The organism is Pseudomonas sp. P7759 (assembly GCF_013386445.1).
Classification (GTDB): domain Bacteria; phylum Pseudomonadota; class Gammaproteobacteria; order Pseudomonadales; family Pseudomonadaceae; genus Aquipseudomonas; species Aquipseudomonas azotoformans_A.
Window position 1 is genome coordinate 42,332 of record NZ_JACART010000017.1, and the last position, 21,332, is coordinate 63,663.

17 protein-coding genes, 6 tRNA genes and 1 pseudogene are annotated in these 21,332 nt (G+C 61.4%); 14 read left to right on the forward strand and 10 right to left on the reverse strand.

Annotation, left to right across the window (positions count from 1 at the left end; translation table 11 throughout):
* Positions 1-92: 92 nt before the first annotated feature.
* Together HX823_RS15815 and HX823_RS15820 are read left to right on the forward strand one after the other, a co-directional pair.
* A complete protein-coding gene (locus HX823_RS15815; RefSeq protein ID WP_177075455.1) occupies positions 93-911 on the forward strand; it encodes a DUF4892 domain-containing protein in 819 nt (272 codons plus the stop codon).
* A gap of 72 nt (positions 912-983) precedes the next feature.
* The gene (locus HX823_RS15820) at positions 984-2,045 is read left to right on the forward strand and encodes an AI-2E family transporter (RefSeq protein ID WP_177075457.1); all 1,062 of its coding nucleotides are present in this window, start codon (positions 984-986) and stop codon (positions 2,043-2,045) included.
* On the opposite strand, the gene HX823_RS15825 is transcribed toward HX823_RS15820, so the two are convergent.
* The gene (locus HX823_RS15825) at positions 2,042-3,076 is read right to left on the reverse strand and encodes a HAMP domain-containing sensor histidine kinase (protein WP_038843946.1); all 1,035 of its coding nucleotides are present in this window, start codon (positions 3,074-3,076) and stop codon (positions 2,042-2,044) included. The two genes, HX823_RS15820 and HX823_RS15825, sit on opposite strands and share 4 nt — an antisense overlap.
* Complete coding sequence (locus HX823_RS15830; protein WP_177075459.1) at positions 3,076-3,840, reverse strand: response regulator; 765 nt, start codon at positions 3,838-3,840, stop codon at positions 3,076-3,078. Before HX823_RS15830 ends, HX823_RS15825 begins: the two co-directional genes overlap by 1 nt.
* 259 nt (positions 3,841-4,099) lie before the next feature.
* On the opposite strand from HX823_RS15830, the gene pyrF reads away from it, so the two are divergent.
* The gene (gene pyrF / locus HX823_RS15835; RefSeq protein WP_010211681.1) at positions 4,100-4,798 is read left to right on the forward strand and encodes an orotidine-5'-phosphate decarboxylase; all 699 of its coding nucleotides are present in this window, start codon (positions 4,100-4,102) and stop codon (positions 4,796-4,798) included.
* A 131-nt stretch (positions 4,799-4,929) separates the two neighbouring features.
* On the opposite strand, the gene HX823_RS15840 is transcribed toward pyrF, so the two are convergent.
* The gene (locus HX823_RS15840) at positions 4,930-5,937 is read right to left on the reverse strand and encodes an NADP-dependent oxidoreductase (RefSeq protein WP_177075461.1); all 1,008 of its coding nucleotides are present in this window, start codon (positions 5,935-5,937) and stop codon (positions 4,930-4,932) included.
* A gap of 229 nt (positions 5,938-6,166) precedes the next feature.
* Here HX823_RS15840 and HX823_RS15845 point away from each other — a divergent pair, with 229 nt between their 5' ends.
* From HX823_RS15845 to HX823_RS32340, 4 genes and pseudogenes are all read left to right on the forward strand, one after another.
* Positions 6,167-6,928: an SDR family oxidoreductase gene (locus HX823_RS15845; protein WP_177075463.1), complete on the forward strand. Its 762-nt coding sequence runs from the start codon at positions 6,167-6,169 to the stop codon at positions 6,926-6,928.
* A 203-nt stretch (positions 6,929-7,131) separates the two neighbouring features.
* Positions 7,132-8,544, forward strand: a complete 1,413-nt coding sequence (locus HX823_RS15850) for a PLP-dependent aminotransferase family protein (RefSeq protein WP_177075465.1) — start codon at positions 7,132-7,134, stop codon at positions 8,542-8,544.
* Between the two features lie 1,023 nt (positions 8,545-9,567).
* Positions 9,568-9,768: pseudogene (locus HX823_RS32335) on the forward strand (HAMP domain-containing protein); the annotation flags it as partial.
* A gap of 15 nt (positions 9,769-9,783) precedes the next feature.
* Positions 9,784-10,626: a methyl-accepting chemotaxis protein gene (locus HX823_RS32340; protein ID WP_370590780.1), complete on the forward strand. Its 843-nt coding sequence runs from the start codon at positions 9,784-9,786 to the stop codon at positions 10,624-10,626.
* Between the two features lie 37 nt (positions 10,627-10,663).
* Here HX823_RS32340 and HX823_RS15860 read toward each other — a convergent pair whose 3' ends face one another.
* Together HX823_RS15860 and HX823_RS15865 are read right to left on the reverse strand one after the other, a co-directional pair.
* Positions 10,664-11,476, reverse strand: a complete 813-nt coding sequence (locus HX823_RS15860) for an alpha/beta fold hydrolase (protein ID WP_038847207.1) — start codon at positions 11,474-11,476, stop codon at positions 10,664-10,666.
* Between the two features lie 312 nt (positions 11,477-11,788).
* Positions 11,789-12,547, reverse strand: a complete 759-nt coding sequence (locus HX823_RS15865; RefSeq protein WP_218169824.1) for a hypothetical protein — start codon at positions 12,545-12,547, stop codon at positions 11,789-11,791.
* A 372-nt stretch (positions 12,548-12,919) separates the two neighbouring features.
* Here HX823_RS15865 and HX823_RS15870 point away from each other — a divergent pair.
* The 6 genes from HX823_RS15870 (at position 12,920) to HX823_RS15895 (ending at position 13,592) form a co-directional block, all read left to right on the forward strand.
* Positions 12,920-12,995, forward strand: a tRNA-Glu gene (locus HX823_RS15870).
* A gap of 4 nt (positions 12,996-12,999) precedes the next feature.
* Positions 13,000-13,075 (forward strand) — tRNA-Gly (locus HX823_RS15875).
* A 104-nt stretch (positions 13,076-13,179) separates the two neighbouring features.
* A tRNA-Glu gene (locus HX823_RS15880) sits at positions 13,180-13,255 on the forward strand.
* 3 nt (positions 13,256-13,258) lie between these two features.
* Positions 13,259-13,334 (forward strand) — tRNA-Gly (locus HX823_RS15885).
* Between the two features lie 103 nt (positions 13,335-13,437).
* A tRNA-Glu gene (locus HX823_RS15890) sits at positions 13,438-13,513 on the forward strand.
* A 3-nt stretch (positions 13,514-13,516) separates the two neighbouring features.
* Positions 13,517-13,592: transfer RNA gene (locus HX823_RS15895), tRNA-Gly, on the forward strand.
* A gap of 53 nt (positions 13,593-13,645) precedes the next feature.
* Here HX823_RS15895 and HX823_RS15900 read toward each other — a convergent pair.
* Positions 13,646-15,127 (reverse strand): PLP-dependent aminotransferase family protein, encoded by a 1,482-nt coding sequence (locus tag HX823_RS15900; protein ID WP_177075469.1) that lies wholly within the window; start codon positions 15,125-15,127, stop codon positions 13,646-13,648.
* Positions 15,128-15,205: 78 nt separating this feature from the next.
* On the opposite strand from HX823_RS15900, the gene HX823_RS15905 reads away from it, so the two are divergent.
* On the forward strand, positions 15,206-16,867 hold the full coding sequence (locus tag HX823_RS15905) for a M24 family metallopeptidase (protein WP_038845200.1): 1,662 nt from the start codon (positions 15,206-15,208) through the stop codon (positions 16,865-16,867).
* Between the two features lie 31 nt (positions 16,868-16,898).
* Here the strand turns inward: HX823_RS15905 and HX823_RS15910 are convergent, their stop codons facing one another.
* The 4 genes from HX823_RS15910 to HX823_RS15925 form a co-directional block, all read right to left on the reverse strand.
* Complete coding sequence (locus tag HX823_RS15910) at positions 16,899-18,638, reverse strand: dipeptidase (protein WP_177075471.1); 1,740 nt, start codon at positions 18,636-18,638, stop codon at positions 16,899-16,901.
* 169 nt (positions 18,639-18,807) lie between these two features.
* Complete coding sequence (locus HX823_RS15915; RefSeq protein ID WP_177075473.1) at positions 18,808-19,275, reverse strand: hypothetical protein; 468 nt, start codon at positions 19,273-19,275, stop codon at positions 18,808-18,810.
* 115 nt (positions 19,276-19,390) lie between these two features.
* Positions 19,391-20,608, reverse strand: a complete 1,218-nt coding sequence (locus tag HX823_RS15920; RefSeq protein WP_177075475.1) for a phospholipase D-like domain-containing protein — start codon at positions 20,606-20,608, stop codon at positions 19,391-19,393.
* A 67-nt stretch (positions 20,609-20,675) separates the two neighbouring features.
* Entirely contained in the window at positions 20,676-21,323 is a 648-nt protein-coding gene (locus HX823_RS15925; RefSeq protein ID WP_038845237.1) for a MotA/TolQ/ExbB proton channel family protein, read from the reverse strand.
* Positions 21,324-21,332 lie beyond the last annotated feature (9 nt).

Consider the following 21,332-nt stretch of genomic DNA (forward strand, 5'->3'; position numbering starts at 1 on the left):
TCAACTGCCGAGGCTGGGCGGATTGAAAGGGAGTCAACCATGAACAAACTCAACACCGCTGCGACCTCCGATGGCCAGGGCTCGTTGATCTTATGAGCGTGCGTAACGGATGTATCCGTATCCTGGGCTTGAGCCTTTTGAGCCCACTGGTATTCGCCGCCGACGTACCGGGCAGCCAGGACCTGCCCACCGTGGCCCGCCAGGTCGACTCGCAAATCGTCGACTACCGTCCCGCCGAAGAAAAAGAACGCATCTACCCCATGGGCGCGATCCGCAAGATCAGCGGCCAGTTGCGTTATGAAGGCCAGGCCACCGCCCGTGGCCAAACCACCGCCATCACCTATGAACTGCCCGCCGAGCACAGCTCCAGCGCCGCGTTCAAGGCGACGCGTGAAGCCTTGCAGGAGACGGGCGCGCAGTTGTTGTTCTGGTGTCAGGCGCGCGATTGCGGTGAAAGCAGCCTGTGGGCCAATGAAGTGTTCGGCAACGCCAAGCTGGTCGGTGCCGACGGGCAGCAGGAATACCTGCTGCTGCGCCTCGCGGCTCCCCAGGAAAACTCCCTGGTGGCGCTGTACGGCATCACCCGTGGCAACCGCCGCGCCTACCTGCACGTAGAACAGTTGGACGCCAACGCGCCGCTGGCCGACCTGCTTCCCACCTCGGCGACCCTGCTGCGTGAGTTGAAAAGCACCGGTGAGCTGGATTTCCCGGCATTGGGCGGCGAGCCTGACGACACCTGGCTGACCCTGATTTCCCGTGGCCTGAACCTGGATGCCACGTTGCGCGTCAGCTTGACCGGCCCGACCGCCGAAGCCTGGCGCCAGGCGTTGGTCGACAAAGGCGTGCGCGCTGCACGCATGGAAACCGGCACAGGTGACGCCAAAGGCCTGCACCTGCATCTGATACGCTAGGCGTAACAGGGCGAACGGACCCGTGCCGTTCGCCTAAGCTGTCTTCCTACAGTCTTCCTTTCGAGATCCTACATGCTCAATAACGATCGCCTACTGGTGCAAATCCTGCTGCTGGTGCTGTTCGGTGCCAGCTTCTGGGTGATGGCGCCGTTCTGGTCGGCGCTGTTCTGGGGCGCGGTGCTGGCGTTTGCCAGTTGGCCGCTGATGGTCCTGCTCACTCGTTGGCTGGGTGGTCGCGAATCCTTGGCCGCCGGCATCCTGACGTTGGGTTGGATGTTGCTGGTGGCGCTGCCGCTGGTATGGCTGGGCTTCAACCTCGCGGACCATGTGCGCGATGCAACCTCATTGATCAAGGATATCCAGGTCGACGGCTTGCCGGAGGCGCCTGCCTGGCTCGGCTCGATCCCCTTTGTCGGCGAGCGGCTGGTGGGCATGTGGGACAGCATTGATCAGCAGGGCGCCGCCTTGATGGTCAGCATCAAGCCCTATCTGGGGCAGGTGGGTAATTGGTTGTTGGCGCGCAGTGCGCAAATCGGTGGCGGGATTCTGGAACTGACCCTGAGCCTGGTATTCGTATTCTTTTTCTATCGGGACGGGCCGCGCCTGGCGATGTTCGTCCACCGCCTGCTGGAACGCTTGATCGGCGATCGCGCCGGCTACTACATCGAACTGGTGGCCGGCACCGTGCAGCGGGTGGTCAACGGCGTGATCGGCACCGCCGCTGCCCAAGCGCTGTTGGCGTTGATCGGCTTCTGGATCGCCGGCGTACCGGGTGCATTGGTGCTGGGTATCGTCACCTTCCTGCTCAGCCTGATCCCCATGGGCCCGCCGCTGGTGTGGATCCCGGCCACGGCCTGGCTGGCGTGGAAGGGTGATTACACCTACGCGGTGTTCCTCGGCGTGTGGGGCACCTTCATCATCAGCGGCGTGGACAACGTGCTCAAGCCCTACCTGATCAGCCGTGGCGGCAACCTGCCGCTGGTGATCGTGTTGCTTGGCGTGTTCGGCGGCTTGATTGCATTTGGGTTCATCGGCCTGTTTATCGGCCCGACCCTGCTGGCGGTGGCCTACAGCCTGTTGATGGATTGGAGCGCGACCCAGGCCCAAGGGCGTCGGGAAGACAAACCGCTTTAAGCCCTGGGCAACCACATCACGGCGGTCAAGCCACCGCCGGGGGTGTCCTCCAGGTGCAGCCGACCGCCGAGGCGTTCGGCGGCTTCCTTGGAAATCGTCATGCCCAGGCCGACGCCGCCGGAGTTACGATTGCGTGAGCCTTCCAACCGATAGAACGGCTCGAACACCGCCTCGCGCTTGTCGACGGCGATGCCGGGGCCATGGTCGATCACGCGAATCACCAAGGCCTCGCGGCTGTCCGTCAGCTCGATGCGCGCCGTACCGGCATAGCGCAGGGCATTGTCGATCAGGTTGTTGAGGCACGAACGCAAGGCCATCGGCTGCACCTGCAGCGGCGCGCAGGTGCCGGCGAATTGTACGTCGCAGCCTTGGTCCTGGGCGTTTTCGCTCATGGACTCGACCAACGCCTGCACGTCGAGCCAGTGCCGGGTTTCGCTGGTGCGTTGTTCGTGCAGGTAGCTCAGGGTGGCGTCGAGCATGCCGATCATATCGTCCAGGTCCTGGCGCATCTGGCCTTGCAGCTTGGTGTCTTCGATCTGTTCCAGGCGCAGCTTGAGGCGCGAGAGCGGGGTGCGCAGGTCATGGGAGACCGCGCCGAGCATGCGCGCGCGTTGGCTGACCTGTTCGCGGATGCGCCGTTGCATCAGGTTGAAGGTCGACGCGGCCTGCTGGGCCTCACGCGGTCCCGACTCGTCGAGGGGCGGGCTGTCGAGGTCCAGGCTCAAGCGCTCGGCGGCTTCGCTCAGGCGCTGAATCGGCCGGCTCAGCAACTTGGCGCCGTACCAGGCGGCGATGATCAACGAGATGAACTGGAACGTCAGCGGCACCACCGGGCCGCCAAACCACGGACGTTTGTGCTTGGGCAGGAGCTTCATCGTGCCGTCGGGCTGTTCGACAAAGGTTTCCTGGGGCGGCGGCGGGGGCGGGCCGTAATAGCGAAACCATGAGATTGCCAGCACATGGGCCAGCACAATCGCCACCAGCAACACGCCAAACAGTCGACCGAACAGCGTGTTGAGGGCGTTGCGCATCAACCGATATCCCGCGCATCGAACAGGTAGCCTTCCCCGCGCACGGTCTTGATCAGTTGCGGGGCTTTAGGATCGTCCCCGAGTTTTTGCCGCAGGCGTGACACCAGCAAGTCGATGCTGCGATCAAAGGCTTCAATGGAGCGGCCACGGGCGGCATCCAGCAACTGCTCGCGGCTCAACACCCGGCGCGGACGCTCGATGAACACCCACAGCAGGCGGAATTCCGCGTTGGACAGCGGCACCACCAGGCCATCGTCGGCCACCAGTTGGCGCAACACGCTGTTGAGGCGCCAGGTGTCGAAGCGGATGTTGGCGCGCTGTTCGGTGCGGTCATCGCGTACACGGCGCAAGATGGTCTGGATCCGCGCTACCAGCTCACGCGGCTCGAACGGCTTGGACATATAGTCGTCAGCGCCCAGCTCCAGGCCGATGATGCGGTCCGTCGGCTCGCAGCGGGCGGTGAGCATCAGGATCGGAATGTCCGACTCCGCGCGCAGCCAGCGGCACAGCGACAGGCCGTCTTCACCGGGCAACATCAGGTCGAGCACCACCATATCGAAGGTTTCAGCCTGCATGGCCTGGCGCATGGCGGTGCCGTCGGTGACGCCAGTGGCCAGGATGCCGAAGCGGGCGAGGTAGTCGATCAGCAGTTCGCGGATCGGCACATCGTCGTCAACGATCAGCGCGCGGGTGTTCCAGCGCTTGTCATCGGCGATCACCGCGCCTTTTTGCTCGTCGTTCAAAGAGACGGAAGGGGTCTGCATAATGCGATCATCTGCCTGGTCGTTGCGGTCAGCATAGGCGTCCAGCCCCATGGCTGGAAGTGCTGGTCGGTGGGTCGTGCGAGCGAGGCTAGCCGTGGGGCGTGTTGGGGGCATGTCGTGAATGTATCAGCTTTGAAATAATTGGAGAAAATGCCCGCCCGATGGCGCTTGGTCAGTATTTACCGATCATCGGATCCCGCAACGGCGCCGCTTGCGCTACAATCCGCGCCGATTTCGACTTGCCTGAGAGCCCATTCCAATGTCCGTCTGCCAGACTCCTATCATCGTCGCCCTGGATTACCCCACTCGTGACGCCGCACTGAAGCTGGCTGACCAGTTGGACCCGAAGCTTTGCCGGGTCAAGGTCGGCAAGGAATTGTTCACCAGTTGTGCGGCGGAAATCGTCGGCACCCTGCGTGATAAAGGCTTCGAGGTGTTCCTCGACCTTAAATTCCACGATATCCCCAACACCACCGCCATGGCGGTCAAGGCCGCCGCCGAAATGGGCGTGTGGATGGTCAATGTGCACTGCTCCGGCGGCCTGCGCATGATGAGTGCTTGCCGTGAGGTGCTGGAACAGCGCAGCGGTCCCAAGCCTTTGTTGATCGGCGTGACCGTGCTCACCAGCATGGAACGTGAAGACCTGGCCGGTATCGGTCTGGATATCGAGCCCCAGGAGCAGGTGCTGCGCCTGGCTGCCCTGGCGCAGAAAGCCGGTCTCGATGGCCTGGTGTGTTCGGCGCTGGAGGCCCAGGCGCTGAAGACTGCGCACCCTTCGTTGCAGTTGGTGACGCCGGGGATTCGTCCGGCGGGCAGCGCACAGGATGACCAGCGGCGTATTCTGACGCCGCGTCAGGCGCTGGACGCGGGTTCTGATTACCTGGTGATCGGGCGGCCGATCAGCCAGGCGGCGGATCCGGCCAAGGCGTTGGCGGCAGTGGTTGCCGAGATCGCCTGATTTCAGGTCGAACCTGGTAACAAATGTGGGAGCGGGCTTGCTCGCGAATGCGGAGTTTCAGTCATTACATCAGTTGGCTGATCCACCGCTTTCGCGAGCAAGCCCGCTCCCACAATTTGATCCACAGTGTGTCAGTTGACCTTCAGCACCAGCTTCCCAAAGTTCTCGCCATTGAACAGCTTCATCAGCGTCTCCGGGAACGTCTCCAGCCCCTCCACAATATCTTCCTTGCTCTTGAGCTTGCCCTGGGCCATCCAGCCGGCCATTTCCTGGCCAGCAGCGGCAAAGCCTGCGGCGTGATCCATGACTACAAAACCCTCCATGCGCGCGCGATTGACCAGCAGTGACAAGTAATTGGCCGGGCCTTTCACGGCTTCCTTGTTGTTGTATTGGCTGATGGCACCGCAGATGACTACGCGGGCTTTCAGTGCCAGGCGGCTGAGGACGGCGTCGAGAATATCGCCGCCGACGTTATCGAAATACACGTCGACGCCTTTGGGGCACTCGCGCTTGAGGGCAGCGGGCACGTCTTCGCTTTTGTAGTCGATGGCGGCATCGAAGCCCAGTTCATCCACCAGGAACTTGCACTTGTCGGCGCCGCCGGCAATGCCCACTACGCGGCAACCCTTGAGCTTGGCGATCTGCCCGGCGATGCTGCCCACGGCACCGGCCGCGCCGGAGATCACCACGGTTTCGCCGGCCTTGGGCGCACCCGTGTCCAGCAGCGCAAAGTAGGCGGTCATGCCCGTCATGCCCAGGGCGGACAGGTAGCGCGGCAACGGCGCGAGTTTCGGATCGACCTTGTAGAAACCACGCGGCTCGCCCAGGAAATAATCCTGCACGCCCAGCGCGCCATTGACGTAGTCGCCAACGGCGAATTTCGGGTTGTTCGACGCAATTACTTTGCCCACACCCAGCGCGCGCATGACTTCGCCGATGCCGACCGGTGGGATGTAGGACTTGCCTTCATTCATCCAGCCGCGCATGGCCGGGTCGAGGGACAGGTATTCGTTGCGCACCAGCACCTGGCCATCCTGGGGCGTGCCCACCGGGACTTCCTGGTAAGTGAAGGTGTCCCGGGTGGCTGCGCCGACCGGGCGCTTGGCGAGCAGGAATTGGCGGTTGGTCTGGGCGGTCATGGCAGCGACTCTTCTGGAAATGAACCTGAAGTGATAGACCTTGAACGCGCCGGGGGCAAGGTTCACCGAGGGTGCGAATGGCGGTCGATAGGTGTTGCTGATAGTCGTCCGGTGCCTTTTATCACTGCAATCCATGCGGCGCCAACCGGCGGTTTGATAGTGCTGACGCGTCCCGCGCGGCGTTGGCTAGACTCGACCCACCGCTAATTTCTCCCACAGGACATCTTCTATGAGCATGACGTTTTCCGGCCAGGTCGCCCTGGTGACTGGCGCCGCTGCCGGTATTGGCCGCGCCACCGCGCTGGCGTTCGCTGCCGAAGGCTTGAAGGTCGTGGTTGCCGACCTGGACGTGGCGGGCGGCGAGGGCACTGTCGCCCTGATCCACCAGACCGGCGGTGAGGCGCTGTTCGTGCGCTGCAACGTCACGCTGGAGGCGGATGTGCAGCAATTGATGGCCCAGACCATCGCCGCCTACGGTCGCCTGGACTACGCCTTCAATAACGCCGGTATCGAGATCGAAAAGGGCAAGCTGGCCGATGGCAGCCTGGATGAGTTCGACGCGATCATGGGCGTCAACGTCAAGGGCGTGTGGTTGTGCATGAAGCACCAGTTGCCGCTGTTGCTGGCCCAGGGCGGCGGGGCGATCGTCAACACCGCCTCGGTCGCGGGCCTGGGGGCGGCGCCGAAGATGAGCATTTATGCGGCCTCCAAACATGCGGTGATCGGCCTGACCAAATCGGCGGCCATCGAGTACGCGAAGAAGAAAATCCGCGTCAACGCAGTCTGTCCAGCGGTGATCGATACGGATATGTTCCGGCGCGCCTATGAAACCGACCCCCGCAAGGCTGAGTTTGCCGCCGCCATGCACCCGGTCGGGCGCATCGGCAAGGTTGAGGAAATCGCCAGTGCGGTGCTTTATCTGTGCAGCGACGGCGCGGCCTTTACCACGGGCCAAGCGTTGGCGGTGGACGGTGGTGCGACCGCGATCTAGGACCTCACGCCGCCCTTCATTCGAAAAGGTTTGGGGGGCTGTGGGGCGTTTCCATAGCTGGCACCGTGCCCTGTCGGAATGTGTATCAGGAGGTAAATAATCTAATAAAATCAATACTTTAATAAAACTTGGCGAGCGGCCGAAATGCGCTTCTGTGCTTAACTGTTCTGGGTTGAATAACAGACAGTTGAAGTGAGTGGCGCATGGATTTAGGGATCGATCGACAAGCCCTTGTACCGGTGGTGCAGCAAATCATCAGCGCAGTGGCGCAATGGATTCGCACAAGTGGGGCGAGCCCTGGCACACGCTTACCGTCCATTCGACAGGTGGCCCTCGATAACCTGCTCAGCCAATCCAGCGTGATCGAGGCGTTCGAGCGGATGGTCGCCCAGGGTGTGCTGGTTTCCAAGCCGGGCTCGGGTTTCAGCGTGGCTCAGCCACCGGCCCTGCATGAGGGCCAGTGGTACGAAGGCGCCGAGCGGGAATGGGGCGGCTTTGTCGATAGTCCACTGGGAGAGCTGAAGTTGGGCTGCGGCTGGTTGCCCGATGCCTGGCGTGAAAGCGATGACATCAGTTATGCGATTCGTGAAGTCACCCGTACCGACACCGCCGGCCTGTTCAACTACAGCACGCCACTGGGGTTGCCGGCGCTGCGCGAGCAACTGCTCAAGCGGCTGAGCCGAATCCAGATTGCGGCCCACCAGGACCGTATCCTCACCACGGCGGGCGCGAGTCATGCCCAGGACTTGCTGATACGCACCTTGCTCAAGGCCGGCGACTGCGTGGTGGTCGAAACGCCAGGGTACGCCAACCTCTATAGGCAATTGGCATTCCACGGTGTGCAACTGCTGCACGTGCCGCGAACCCCCGCGGGCCCGGACATTCCGGCGCTGGAAGCGCTGCTGCAGCGACACCGGCCCAAGTGCCTGTTCATCAACAGCCTGTATCACAACCCCACCGGCTCCAGCCTGAGCCGCGCGGTCGCCGAGCGCTTGCTGGCGCTGGCGCGACGCGACAATTTCCTGATCATCGAAGAGGATGTGCTTGGCGACTTGCAACACGCCAGTTGCACGCGGCTTTCGGCATTGCCCCATGATGACCGGGTGATCTACGTCGCCAGCTTTTCCAAGACCTTGAGCAGTGCCTTGCGCGTGGGTTACCTGAGCGCCAGCGCCGCGATCATCACGCAGTTGGCCAGCCTCAAGACCCTGACCGGTTTCGGCACCTCACGCTTTGCCGAAGCGGTGGTGGCCACGCTGCTGGCGAATGGTACTTATCGCAAATGGGTACAGCGTTTGCGCAAGCGGTTGAATACGCAAATGACAGCTACGCTGCAGGTGCTGGAGGACGAGGAGTGGGAGGTGTTCACCGCGCCTGCCGGCGGTATGTTCGTGTGGGCGCGACCGGGGGCACGGGACTCATCGCGGTTGCAGGTATGTGCCCGGCGACTCGGGGTTTTATTGTCGCCGGGAGCGCTGTTCAGCCCAACCAGCGAGCCCAGTGAGTGGCTGCGCATCAATGTGGCCTATGCCGATGATCAACGGGCCTTGGCGTTGTTCCGCGCCATGGGGCCCGCTAGATCGACCTCGACCATTCTGAAAACGACGAGCGTGTAGCTTTTTGCCATTATTGTGGCGCCAACGACTTGTGTTCAGTGCCTTGTGGTTGCGAATCTCGCCTGTGTAAACCGTGCTCGATGGCAACCGCCATTGCAAGAGGATTCAAGTGCAATGATTTCGGCCGTGCAACGACAATTCGCCAACCTTGGTATGGCAAAAAAGCTGGGCTTGGGTTTCACCCTGGTATTGCTGTTGACGGCCTTGGTCGCGGCGATCGGGGTGTGGTCCCTGCAAACCGTTGGCCAGCGTTTCGAAGGCCTCAAGGCCATGTCGTCGCTTAACAGCGGCTTGCTCAAGGTGCGCCTGATCGAGCAGGACTACGCGCTGCACGCCGACCCCAAAGCCGTCGATGCCCTGCATGAAAGCGTTGATGCCTTGGCGGCGCTTGCGGCCAGTCTCAAGGCCCAGTCCGCGGCCAATGTGCCGGTCATGACCGATGTCGAACAGGCCTTGGCCGCCTACCGCAAGGCGTTCGATGAGTTTGTCGAATTGACCCAAACCAAAGACCTGGCGTTGGAGATGGCCAGTTGGTCGGTGTCCAGCGTGGCCAACAACCTTGACGTGTTGCAGGCCGGGCTGGCGGATGACGGCGCCTATGGCTTGAAGGAAAGCCAGGGCAAGGAAGGCGCCGAGTTCATCGAGCAGGCGGGGCAGGTCAGCCAGGTGTCGCGCCTGATGCTGCAAGCCATGAATGAAGCCCACGTACGCTTGAACCAGAGCCGAAAAGTCGATGAGGACAATGGTGAGCAGGGCAAGATCGAGCAAGCCGACCAGGCCCTCGCCCAGGTCGAGCAACTGAAAACCGCAGTCAAGGATTCCGGCTACCAGACCGTGCTTAACGAAGTGGCCGGGCATATCGCCGCGTTCAGTGAAAAGCTCGGCGAGTACACCGGGCTGTTGGCGCAGGAAAAGGTGGTCTACAAGCAGCTGCATGATCGGGCGGGTGAGGTCGTCAGTCGGGTCAACCAGGCCTACGACGCCGAAGACCAGTCGATGCAGGCGCAGTTGAAAAAAAGCGCGATGCTGATCATCGGCTCTTCGGCTTTGGCGTTGTTGGTGGGGTTGATAGCGGCGTGGGTGATCACCCGTTTGATCGTTGCGCCGCTGCGCAGTGTGATTGCGGTAGCCCAGCAGATTGCCGACGGTGATTTGAGTGGGCGCATGGAGGTCAGCCGTCGTGATGAAATCGGCCAGTTGATGCAGGCGATGCAACAGATGGGTAATGGGCTTAGCCAGATGGTCAGCGGCCTGCAAGCCGGTATCGAGCAACTGGCCAGTTCGGCGCATTCATTGTCCAGCGTCACCGAGCAGACCAACGTCGAGGTCAGCAGCCAGAAAGAAGAAACCGAACAGGTCGCCACGGCGATGAACCAGATGACCGCCACTGTGCACGATGTGGCGCGCAACGCCGAAGAGGCCGCGCAAGCCGCGCAGACCGCCGATGACAAAGTCGACAGCGGCCAGCAGGTGGTGCGCCAGAGTTTGCAGCGCATTGAATTGCTGGCCGCTTCCAGCACCTCTGCCAGCGCCAGCATCGAGAGCTTGAGCGCGGAAATTCAGCACATCGGCAGCGTGTTGAGTGTGATCAAGAGCGTGGCCGAACAGACCAACCTGCTGGCCCTCAACGCCGCCATCGAAGCCGCCCGTGCCGGCGAGCAGGGCCGTGGTTTTGCGGTGGTCGCTGACGAAGTGCGGGCCCTGGCCAAGCGTACCCAGCAATCCACTGAAGAAATCGAACGACTGGTCAGCACCTTGCGCAGTGCGGCCCAGTCATCCGTGCAGCAGATCCAGCAAAGCGGCGAGTTGGTGAAGCTGGCAGTGAGCGATGCCCTGGAAACCGAAAGTGCCTTGGGCAGCATTGCGGTGGCGGTGTCGTTGATCCAGCAGATGAACCAGCAGATTGCCGCGGCGGCCGAGGAGCAAAGCTCGGTGGCCGAAGAGATCAACCGCAGCGTCACCAGTATCCGCGCCAGTGCCGATCAGTCGGCGCTGAGCATGCAGGGCAACGCCGCGTCGAGTATTCAACTGGCGCAGTTGGGCGCGGAACTCAAGGGCATGGTGGGGCACTTCCGCCTGTGATCGCCGCGTGAGTGCGACGACCACAGGGGAGGGCGGGTCAGGCGTTGTTGGCGAGGAAGGTCAGCAGGGCTTCGTTGACGAAGTCCGGGTTTTCCCTGGCGCTGATATGGCCGGCTTCAGGAATCAGGATCAGGCTGCAACCGATCAGGCCCGCCATCTCTTCGGACTCGGCGGGAGGGCGCGGTTTGTCCTGCTCGCCGCACATCACCAAGGTGGTGTCGGCGTCCAGGCGCGGCAGTTGCTCCAGCACGTCTTCGCGACTGAAGATCAGCCGACCCAGGGGCACGATGCTCTGCAACAGGCGCTCCTTGGAGTAACCCTGCAATTGCCGGCGGAAATCCTGGTACAGCGCTGATTCACGGTCGATACCCGGGCGGAAGAAGATCGGCGCGACCACATCCAGCAGCGGCTCGGGGATGGCACCGGCGTCTTCGATCATCTTGAACAGCGAAAAGTAGTACTGGCGCGTGGCCTCGGGCTCGGCGCCCAGATAGGTGTCCATCAGCACCAGGCTGTTGATTCGCTCGGGCGCCAGCAGCGCCAGGCGTGCGCCCCACATACCGCCGACCGAGAGCCCCACCAGGTTGATCTGCGGGATGTCCAACTGGTCGAGCAGGGCCAGGGTTTGGCGCGCGAGGTCGTCCAGCGAATGGGTCTTCGCGGGCAGCGCACCGGATTCTCCGTGGCCCCATAGCTCCGGCACGATCACACGGTATTGTTGCGACAGCGCTTCGATCTGCGGCGACCACATGCCGGCGTCCCACAGGTAGCTTGAACCCAGCAGGACGACCGGGCCGGTGCCCTGGTCAATGTAGTGCAGCGGTTGTCCATCAATGACGGCGACAGGCATAGCGGGCCTCTGACTTCACGGAGTAAGGGGCACTTTTTTACGCTAGTCGGGGGCGGGGGGATAGATGCAAAGTGATGGCATCTTGTGAAGCGGTAGGTTGTTTGTACAGACCTGGTCTTGATGGTCGTGAGTTGGCTTGCTGTGGTGAGCGGGCTTGCCCCGCGCTGGGCTGCGTAGCGGCCCTAAAACCAGGCACTGCATTTTGTCTGGAAAAATGCGGTGATCTAATTGGGGCCGCTACGCGGCCCAGCGCGGGGCAAGCCCGCTCACCACACAAGCCCGCTCACCACAGGCTCGCCAGCGACCGTCCAATCAATCGTAGATGACTTTCTTCTTCCACTCGGCGTCGGCATCCACCACTTTGAGGCCTTCGGTCAGTTCGTTGACCTCGTCTTCGGCGGGCTTGCTGTTGGTCAGCACCGTGGAGTTGGCGCGAGCAAGCTGCGCCTCCAGCTGTTGCAGTTGTGTGCTGTAGATCACCGGCTCCGGCTGTTTGCGCAGGTACTGCACGCCGCGCTCGAACGCCAGGCGTGCCTGGCCCGGCTGGCCTTGTTGCAGGGCGTGCTGGCCGAGGTTGTTGAAAAACTCGATGTGCAGCAACACCAGGATATGGCGGATTTCCCGGATCCAGTGCTTGGCCTCGTTGGCCGGCAGGAAGCCGTCTTGGGCGGCGCGGGTGACCTGGCCGTGCAGGGCTTCGAGCAGGAAGCGCACGTCCTTGGCCTTGGCTTCGGTCTGGATCGGCGCGGGCGGGTTGTTCACCGGGATCGATTCGCCTTGGGCTACCAGCGTATTCAACTCGGCGATGCGGGCTTTCAGTGGTGCGCTGCCTTTGTTGAGGTTCAACAGGCGCTGGTTGACGTTGAGTTCCAGGCGGGTCATCAACAGTTTGAGCGCCGCGGTCATCAACTGGCCGGGGAAAGTCTCGGTGATTTCACCGCAGCGACGCAGGCGATCATTGAGCTCGATCTCGGTGCGCTTCTTTTCCAGCTTGTTGTTTTCCACCACGTGGTTCATGTAGCCAATGGCGATCAGTATTACGATCCCGGCTATTACCAGCAGGGTGATCATGAGTGGTGTCACCGGTGTGACCTCTTTATAGGGTTTACAGTGGAGTGTAGTGACTGGGCCATCCGGCGGATAGGACTGATCGACCAGTTGCCCGGGTAGTTTGCTTCTATATAGATAGGTGCTCCCTGCATGGATGCACATTGCCATCATTTGCCGGAGCGAACTATAGCGCCTTGTCGGGCGCCAGAATATAGGCGTCAAAGCCCGGACGCGCACAATTCGCCCGCAGGCCCTGAAAGCAGGTCGAAGTCATTGATTTTAATAAATTTATCCTTGGGGGTTGACGACCTTTCAATCCATCCATAGAATGCGCGCCACTTAACGCGTAAAGCACACAGCGAAACGCGGTTAGGTAGTGAATGTTGTACGTGTGTCCCCTTCGTCTAGTGGCCTAGGACACCGCCCTTTCACGGCGGTAACAGGGGTTCGAGTCCCCTAGGGGACGCCAATATGCGGGAATAGCTCAGTTGGTAGAGCACGACCTTGCCAAGGTCGGGGTCGCGAGTTCGAGTCTCGTTTCCCGCTCCAAGTTTAAGCAGTGTGGCTCTCGGGCGGCACTGAGTGAAACCAGGGCATGATCTTCGGATCTAACCTCTGGACACTGAAATACACACCATGTGTTTCAGTTGTGTGTCCCCTTCGTCTAGTGGCCTAGGACACCGCCCTTTCACGGCGGTAACAGGGGTTCGAGTCCCCTAGGGGACGCCATTTGCGGGAATAGCTCAGTTGGTAGAGCACGACCTTGCCAAGGTCGGGGTCGCGAGTTCGAGTCTCGTTTCCCGCTCCAATTTAAGCAGTGTGGCCCTCGGGCGGCACTGAGTGAAACCAGGGCATGATCTTCGGATCTAACCTCTGGGCACTGAAATACACACCATGTGTTTCAGTTGTGTGTCCCCTTCGTCTAGTGGCCTAGGACACCGCCCTTTCACGGCGGTAACAGGGGTTCGAGTCCCCTAGGGGACGCCATTTGCGGGAATAGCTCAGTTGGTAGAGCACGACCTTGCCAAGGTCGGGGTCGCGAGTTCGAGTCTCGTTTCCCGCTCCATATTCAATGAAAACGCCGATCAGCAATGATCGGCGTTTTTGTTTGTGCGCGTTTTATCGCGCGTTCGCCGCGCTGGCCAGCCTCAAGGTCGCCTCGCGTATCTCGTTCTGATCAAGCGAGGCAAAGCCCAACCGCAACGCGTTCTCCGCCTGGTCCATCGGCGAAAACTGCCGGCCGCTGCGTACGACCAGCCCGTGATCAAGCGCTGCGTTAACCATCTTGTCGACGTCGATTGCATCGTCGAAACGCACCCACAGCGCCAGGCCGCCTTCGGGCTCGCGCACCTGGATCCGCTCACCGAACGCCGCATGCAGGCAGCCTTGCAAGGTTTCACGGCGGGCGCGGTATTCCTTCGACACGCGGCGCAGGTGCTTCTTGAGTTCGCCGTCGTTGATCAGGTTGGCAAGCATCTTCTGCGCGACCGCGTCGGCATCGCCCAGCATCAGTGCGGCGTTGCTGTGCAGGGCTTCGACCACCTGCGCGGGAGCCACCACATAACTGCAGCGGAACGTCGAGCCGAGAGCCTTGGATAATGAGCCAACATAAATCACATGCCGCTGCGTGCGATCACTGGCCAGGGGCAGGTAGGGGCGCCCGCTGAAGTGAAATTCGTGGTCGTAGTCTTCTTCGATGATGCAGAAGTCATGCAGCGCCGCCAATGCCAGCAACTGCTGCCGCCGCGCCGCGTGCAGACTCACGGTGGTGGGGAACTGGTGGTGTGGCGTGAGATAGATCATCCGCACCTTGTGTTCGCGGCACAGGCGATCGATCTGGTCCGTGCGACAGCCTTCTTCGTCGATGTCCACCGTGATCAGTTGCGCACCCAACCTGCGGAAAATTTCCCACGCTGGCGGGTAACTCAGGCGCTCCACCAGCACCACGTCGCCGGGGTTGAGCAACAGGCTGGCGGTCAGGTACAGCGACATCTGGGTGCCTTGGGTCAGGCAGATGTTTTCGGTGCCAACCGTCAACCCACGGTTGTTACGCAGCATCTCGGCCAGCGCGCAGCGCAGATGATAGCCGGTGCCCTCGCTGCCGTAGCGCAGGGTGTTGGATGCAAAGCTGCTGCGCAGGGCATTGCGGTAGTAGCGGTGCAGCACGGCTTGGGGCAGCAGGCGGTGGTCGCTGGTGCCGTTATCGAAAAACAGCGCGTCATGCCGATGATTCAGCGCCGTCACCTGGGCGTTCTGGGCGAAATAGGGCGCGGCTGTCTGCGCCAGGATGGGCGGCGCGAAGGGCGCCTGCGCGCCGCTCGGCAGTTGCTTGGCCGTCAACTGCGCATTGACGAAGGTCCCGCGTCGCGGCTCGCTGACCAGCCAGCCTTTGGTCATGGCCTCTTCGTAGGCCAGGATCACCGTCTTGCGGTTAACGTCGAGCAACTGCGCCATCTCCCGCGTGCCCGGCAATAGTGTGCCTGGCAGCAATCGCCCTTCAACGATCGCGGTCACCAGGCCTTCGGTAATCTTGCGGTAGGAGGCCTTGCCTGGACTGTCGTCCAGCTTGAGCATCGGGCGCCATTTTCGCATCTGGACCATCTGAAGTATCCAAAACTGGAGGTTTTAATGGGCCTAGTCTAGCGCAACAATCACGGCTCACTCACCCCCGAGGTTGTTATGAATACACGTCATGTCATCGAACTCTTCCCCTCGGGGAAAACCTTTGAGGCCGGTGATGAACTGTTGCTGGATGCGATGCTCGCCAGCGGATTGTCGGTGCCGTTTTCCTGCCGACGGGGTGCTTGTGGCTCCTGCAAGGTGGTGGTCGCAGCAGGGAATTACCGGGCTAAACGTCTGGCGCCGGAAGCCCCCGCGCCGTGCTATCCGTTGGCCGCCAATGAAATGCTGTTGTGCCAGAGCCATGCCTGCGGCGACATGCGCCTGGAAATCCCCGGTTGGTCGCTGGACACGCCCGCGCTGGTGGTCGAGGCGCAGGTCGTGAGCAAACGCGCACTGAGCCCCGACATCATTGAACTGGTGCTGATGCCGGACAGGCCGCTGGCAGTGCGGGCGGGCCAGTACCTCAAGTTCCGCCTGGTCGACGGCGACTCGCGGTGTTTTTCGATCGCCAATCTGCCGGGCGACGACGATGGGCGGCTGGTTTTTCAGATTCGGCAGGTGAGCGGCGGGCTGTTTTCCGAGATCCTGCTGGCTGACCTTGAGGCTGGCGATCTGTTGCAGCTGGAAGGACCGTTTGGCGCCTGTACCTGGCAGGATAATGACGAGGCGTCCGTCGTCCTGTTCGCCACGGGCACCGGCTACGCGGGCATCAAGCCCATCCTGCTGACCGCCCTAAAGCGTGATGTCGACGTGACCTTGTACTGGGGCGGCGGGCAACCGGCAGACTTTTACGACCGCCTGTTCCTGGAACAATCGGTCATCGACCATCCACGTTTTCACTGGCATCCGGTGTTGGCGTCCCAGGGGCGGGTGCAAGAAGTTGCCTTGAGCCATGGGCACGACTGGGAAGCCGCCCAGGTGTATGCGTGCGGTAATGGCGCAATGATCAGCCAGGTGCGTACGGAATGCTTGGAGGCAGGTTTACCTGGCCATCGATTTGTCGCGGAAGCGTTTGTGCCCAGTGGCCGGTCGAGTGCCGGCATGGCGCCCAAGGCGCTGCACCCGATCTGGGAGAAAGTCGGCCCACGTTATTCACTGGACGGCATGTTGGCGGCGCGCGATCAGTCCATCCGCGCCCTGGCGGCGATTGCCAGCCGACTACAAGTGGGCATGACCACCGGCGAAGCCCTCGACATGGCCGCCGAACAACTGCAAGCCATGGGCGCCTCCCACACCTGGCACCCGACCTACATCCGTTTTGGCGACGACACGGTCCGCCCGCCCCGCGAAGGCATTGACCGCCAGCGCAGGCTGCGCGCCTGCGACATTGTCGTGGTCGATCTGGGCCCGGTGTGGGACGGTTACGAGGGCGACTATGGTGACACTTTTGTGTTCGGTGACGCGCCGTTGCACCTGGCGTGCAGGACCGCACTGCATGAGGTGTTCGACGAAACCCGCGACGCCTGGCTACAGGGCCTCACTGGCCGCGAACTGTATGACTATGCCGAGCAGAGCGCCTTGGCAAAAGGCTGGAGGCTGGCGCGTAACCTCGCAGGGCACCGCCTCGCGGATTTCCCCCACGCGTTGTTTGAGAGCAAGGTGCTGGCGGACCTGGAAATCCCACCGAGTGAAATGGCCTGGGTCCTGGAAATCCAGCTGTGCCATCCCACGGAACCGGTCGGTGGTTTTTTCGAAGATATGTTGATGCTGCAAGCCTGAACAGCCCGCCGTTGCGGCGGGCTGCTGTTTATCAGAGCTTGGGCAGTTGGCCGATGCGGCCCATCATTTCGGTGACGATCTGCAGGTCCAGCAGGAACTGGTCGACGGTCTTGAACTCGTTGTCGGTGTGCCCGGTGTACTTCACTTCCGGACGCGCCAGGCCGAATTGCACGCCGTTGGGCAGTTCATGCACGGAGGTCGCGCCCGCCGACGTGCCGAACTTATGTTCCATGCCCAGGTTTTCGCTGGCCACCGCCAACAGGGCCTTGACCCACTCACCTTCAGGGTTGCGGTACATCGGCTCGGCCACCGAGTAGGTGAAGCCCACCTTGACCTTGGTTTTCTTGTCCCAGGCGCTCAGCTTGTCGGCGATCTCGGCTTTGAGTTTTTCCGGCGACTTGCCCTTCGGCACGCGCAGGTTCACGGCCAGCTTGAAGGCTTTGTCATCCAGGCCGACAAAGGTCAGCGAAGTGGTCAGCGGGCCCATGAACTCATCGGAGAAGCCCACGCCCAACTTGCCGCCCAGGTAATCCAGGCCCCAGTTGTCAGACGCATAACGTGCAGCATCGGTGATGTGGTTGTGCTTGAGGGCGATCTTGCCATCGACGCTGTGGATCAACTCCAACATGCGCGCCACTGGGTTGACCCCGGATTCCGGCTCGGACGAGTGCGCGGACACGCCGGTGACGGTCAGCTTGACGTTTTTGCCGTCGACCTTGGCGGCCACTTCAAAATCGCCGCCGTTGTTCTTGGCGTATTCAGTACCGGCCTTTTGCAGGCTGGCCGCCAACTCGGCAGGTTTGTCGCTGACAAAAGTCGCCACTGACGCCGACGGAATCTGGTTGGTCGCCATGCCGCCGGTCATCGAGATGACTTCCGCGCCTTTGCCTTCACCCTTGCGACGCGGGAAGGTGGCCATCACCGTGCCGTAGCCTTTCTCGGCAATCACCACCGGGTAACCGCCATCCAGCGCCAGGTTGTACTGCGGTGTCGGGTTCTTTTCGAAGTAGTAGGGAATCGCGTCGCCGGAGGTTTCTTCGGTGGTGTCCACCAGCAGTTTGAAATTGCGTGCCAGCGGCAGCTTCTCTTCCTTGATCACCTTCATGGCATACATGGCCACGACGATGCCGTTTTTGTCATCTTCAGTGCCACGGCCGTACATGCGGTCGCCGATCAGCGTGACCTTGAACGGGTCGAGCTTGGTGCCGTCTTTCAACACCCAGTTTTCCGGCGTCACGGGCACCACGTCGGCGTGGGCGTGGATACCGACCACTTCGTCACCGCTGCCTTCCAGGGAAATTTCGTACACGCGGTTGTCGATATTGCGGAAGGTCAGGTTAAAGGCCTTGGCCAGTGCCTCGATCTTGCCGGCAATCTTGATGAATTCCGGGTTCTTGTATTGCGGTAGACCGTCCACGTTGAACGTCGGGATTTCCACCAGCTCACGCAGGGTTTCGGTGGCGGCCTTGCCGTACTTCACGCGGGTGTAGATACCGAGCAGGCGATTGATCTCGTTCTGCTGATCCGCGCTCAAGGTTTTGTTATCAAGAAATGCACTGATCGCCGGGCCTACATCGCTGGTCTTGCCCAGGTCGCCCTTGGCCAGGGCACCGAGGAAACCACGGAAATCAGTGACGGACGTTTCGTTGAAATCCTTCAGAATCGCCGTGCTCTGGTCCGGGGTGATGTTGGCGTAAGCGGGGCTGGTGATGGCCGAAAGGCTCGCCGCGAACAGGGTGGCAGCCGCCAATTGCTTGAGTGGAAAGTGCATGGAGAAAGGCATTCCTTTGCAGGTAATAAGTGGGAAGTTTCTGATCGAACTGTCAGAAACATTTCCACACACTACCACTGTGATGGAGCGGGAGGGGAGATGCAGGTGAGTGAAATGTCCTACTTCAATAAGAAAACGCCGCCCCTGGATGAGCGGCGTTTTTGCAGGTTCAGCGAGGCGCCAGGTACAAGGTCTGCTTGAATGTACCGTCCGGCATAGGGTCGGAAGTCATTTGCCCGGTGAAGCCCGTATAGGTACCGGTACCGCCCAGGACAGCGACGGTGGATTGGCCGGCTTCGTACTCCTGTCCGCCGACGACAAGGGTGCCTGTGGTCTGTCCAACGGCATTCACGAAAACCAACGTCCATTGGCATTGGCTGTGAACGCCTGGCAGCGTGGTGACACAAAAGCCGTTGTTGCTGCCGATATCCTGGCGGCCTTGGTCCATCAAGGGTTGAGCGAAGACAAACAGGTCCCCCTGGGACGCCCCCGGTGTGCCCGTATCCACGGGTGTCTTGAGGCCCCGGGTACCATCGGCAAAGGTGACCAGAGTGACGGTTGACGGGTGGTTGACGCAGCCGCTGAGGGGAATAAGCAGAAGCAGTGTGCACAAGGTGCGAAGGGTAGCGGTTTTCATGGCTGTACTCTCCTGTGAGTGGGCTCCGGTCGCAGCACCGCTAAAGCTGCGTCCGGAGACTGAAAAGGCTAGCTGCCAATCCTTGGAATTCAAATGCCCGTAGGCCGACTTTTTATTACAAAGATCCCGGGTGCGGCGCCGCGTACTCCGCCGTCACATCCAGCGTCTTGGCATACGGCCCATCCCACAACTGCTCATGCAACTCCCCGACCCGCTTGGCCATCGCTTCACTGCGCATCACCACTTCCAGGTTGCGCGAGTTATCCAGGTACCCGCCCAGCCAGTTGCTGGTGCCGATCCACGCAACCTGGCCGTCGATTTCCATGGTCTTGCTGTGGATCACCCGTGCATACGGGATAAAGCCTTGCTTGGCCTCGGGCAGGGTGATGATCTTGATGTGCACGTTGGGCAGCACGGCGAGGCTTTTGAGGTAGGGCAGTTCCAGCTTGTCGGTGTTCCAGTTGGACACCATCAGCTTGATCGACACCCCACGCGCCGCTGCCGCACGCACGGCATTGTCGATCACTGCGTAGTACGGACGGATTTTGTCCGGTCCGTAGGACAGTGGCGCATAGTCGAGCAGTTGCACGCGCACTTCGTGTTTCGCTTCGCTGAGTAAACGCGGCAGTTCCAGCTGTGAATCGCCGACGCCTGGCGGGTTGTAGCGTTGCGGGCTGGCGACCAGGTAGTTGCCGGTGCGTGGCGGCTCTTTGCTGGAGGCAGGCAGCGGCACCGGCTGGTTGTTGGCCAATGCCTGCTGGGCTTTCCAGTCCTGTTCGAAGATCGCCTGCACTTGGCTCACCACGGTCGGGTCGGTGATACGCAGCCCGGTTTCGTGGATATGTTCCAGCGAACGCCAATCGAAATTCTGGCTGCCGACAAACGCCTGCTTGCCATCCACCACCAGGTATTTGGCGTGGATGATCCCACCGCTCACCCGCGCGTAGGGCAGCACGCGAAAGGTCAGGTTGGGGATCGCGCGCAGGCGTTCCAGGGTGGAAGCTTCCGACAATCGGATGCCTTTTTCTTCCAGCAGGAAACGAATCTTCACACCGCGTTTACCGGCGGCTTCCAGGCGTTCGATCACGCGGTCCATCACCGAGCCTGGGTGATCGGCGGCGTAGAACTGGCCAATGTCGATGCTGTTTTTTGCGCCATCAAACAGCTCGCTCCACACCGGGCCGGGCTGGCGCAAGTCGTCGGTGCCGAGGGCGGTGTCCACCGGCACGGTGTGCACCAATTCAAACCCCGGAATCGAAAAGTCCGCCTGGGCCAGCGGACTCATGAGCAAACCTGCCAGGCCTGCGATGCGCAATTTCAAGGAAATGGACATGACACTCTCTTCAACTGATGTAGTGAGCGGGCTTGCCCAGCGCGGGGCAAGCCCGCTCACTACGGGGTTACGCCGTGCGGCTGTGCAGCGGCGTCGGCACCAGGTGCGGTACTTCACTCTGCACGCGGGCGCCGGTGGCGGCGCGGATCAGCAGGATTTTCAGCTGGTCGTTGATGCGCTCCAGGCTGTCCTGGAAGAAGTTGTGGAACACCACGCAGAACAGCGCGATGGCGATCCCCAGGCCGGTGGCGAACAAGGCCGTACCGATACCACCGGAAATCTGCCCTGGGTCGGACACGCCCGCCGTCGCCAGCGCCTTGAAGGTGTCGATGATGCCGAGGATGGTACCCAGCAAACCCAACAGCGGCGCGGCGGTGGTGATGGTTTCGATGATCCACAGGCTGCGGGCCAGGGGTGCACGGGTGGTCAGGTACTGGGTTTCGATCACGTCATCCAGGTCCTTGCGCGAACCCTGTGAGGCTTTCTGTGCCAGCACTGGCAACACCATGCTCAGCGGCAGGCTGTCACGGCGGGTCAGGCTTTCCGGCAGGTCGCGTTCGCTGTGCACATGGGCGCCCAGCACCTCGGTCAGTGCGCGCGCTTGACGGCGTACGTAGGCGAAGTAAATCCCGCGCTCGATGGTGATAAAGATCGCGATGGCCATCGCGGCATACATCACATAAAAGGTGATGTCGTGGAGCAGGTTCATGTCCATGTTCATTTA

What these genes read in the sequence shown, in the direction of transcription:
- HX823_RS15905 (WP_038845200.1), top strand. Translation starts at nt 15,206, where the DNA reads ATGAATACACGTCATGTCATCGAACTCTTCCCCTCGGGGAAAACCTTT.
- HX823_RS15845 (WP_177075463.1), top strand. Translation starts at nt 6,167, where the DNA reads ATGAGCATGACGTTTTCCGGCCAGGTCGCCCTGGTGACTGGCGCCGCT.
- HX823_RS15840 (WP_177075461.1), bottom strand. Translation starts at nt 5,937, where the DNA reads ATGACCGCCCAGACCAACCGCCAATTCCTGCTCGCCAAGCGCCCGGTC.
- HX823_RS15920 (WP_177075475.1), bottom strand. Translation starts at nt 20,608, where the DNA reads ATGTCCATTTCCTTGAAATTGCGCATCGCAGGCCTGGCAGGTTTGCTC.
- HX823_RS15820 (WP_177075457.1), top strand. Translation starts at nt 984, where the DNA reads ATGCTCAATAACGATCGCCTACTGGTGCAAATCCTGCTGCTGGTGCTG.
- HX823_RS15925 (WP_038845237.1), bottom strand. Translation starts at nt 21,323, where the DNA reads ATGGACATGAACCTGCTCCACGACATCACCTTTTATGTGATGTATGCC.
- HX823_RS15815 (WP_177075455.1), top strand. Translation starts at nt 93, where the DNA reads ATGAGCGTGCGTAACGGATGTATCCGTATCCTGGGCTTGAGCCTTTTG.
- pyrF (WP_010211681.1), top strand. Translation starts at nt 4,100, where the DNA reads ATGTCCGTCTGCCAGACTCCTATCATCGTCGCCCTGGATTACCCCACT.
- HX823_RS15860 (WP_038847207.1), bottom strand. Translation starts at nt 11,476, where the DNA reads ATGCCTGTCGCCGTCATTGATGGACAACCGCTGCACTACATTGACCAG.
- HX823_RS15830 (WP_177075459.1), bottom strand. Translation starts at nt 3,840, where the DNA reads ATGCAGACCCCTTCCGTCTCTTTGAACGACGAGCAAAAAGGCGCGGTG.
- HX823_RS15865 (WP_218169824.1), bottom strand. Translation starts at nt 12,547, where the DNA reads ATGATCACCCTGCTGGTAATAGCCGGGATCGTAATACTGATCGCCATT.
- HX823_RS15900 (WP_177075469.1), bottom strand. Translation starts at nt 15,127, where the DNA reads ATGGTCCAGATGCGAAAATGGCGCCCGATGCTCAAGCTGGACGACAGT.
- HX823_RS15910 (WP_177075471.1), bottom strand. Translation starts at nt 18,638, where the DNA reads ATGCACTTTCCACTCAAGCAATTGGCGGCTGCCACCCTGTTCGCGGCG.
- HX823_RS15915 (WP_177075473.1), bottom strand. Translation starts at nt 19,275, where the DNA reads ATGAAAACCGCTACCCTTCGCACCTTGTGCACACTGCTTCTGCTTATT.
- HX823_RS32340 (WP_370590780.1), top strand. Translation starts at nt 9,784, where the DNA reads ATGGTCAGCGGCCTGCAAGCCGGTATCGAGCAACTGGCCAGTTCGGCG.
- HX823_RS15850 (WP_177075465.1), top strand. Translation starts at nt 7,132, where the DNA reads ATGGATTTAGGGATCGATCGACAAGCCCTTGTACCGGTGGTGCAGCAA.
- HX823_RS15825 (WP_038843946.1), bottom strand. Translation starts at nt 3,076, where the DNA reads ATGCGCAACGCCCTCAACACGCTGTTCGGTCGACTGTTTGGCGTGTTG.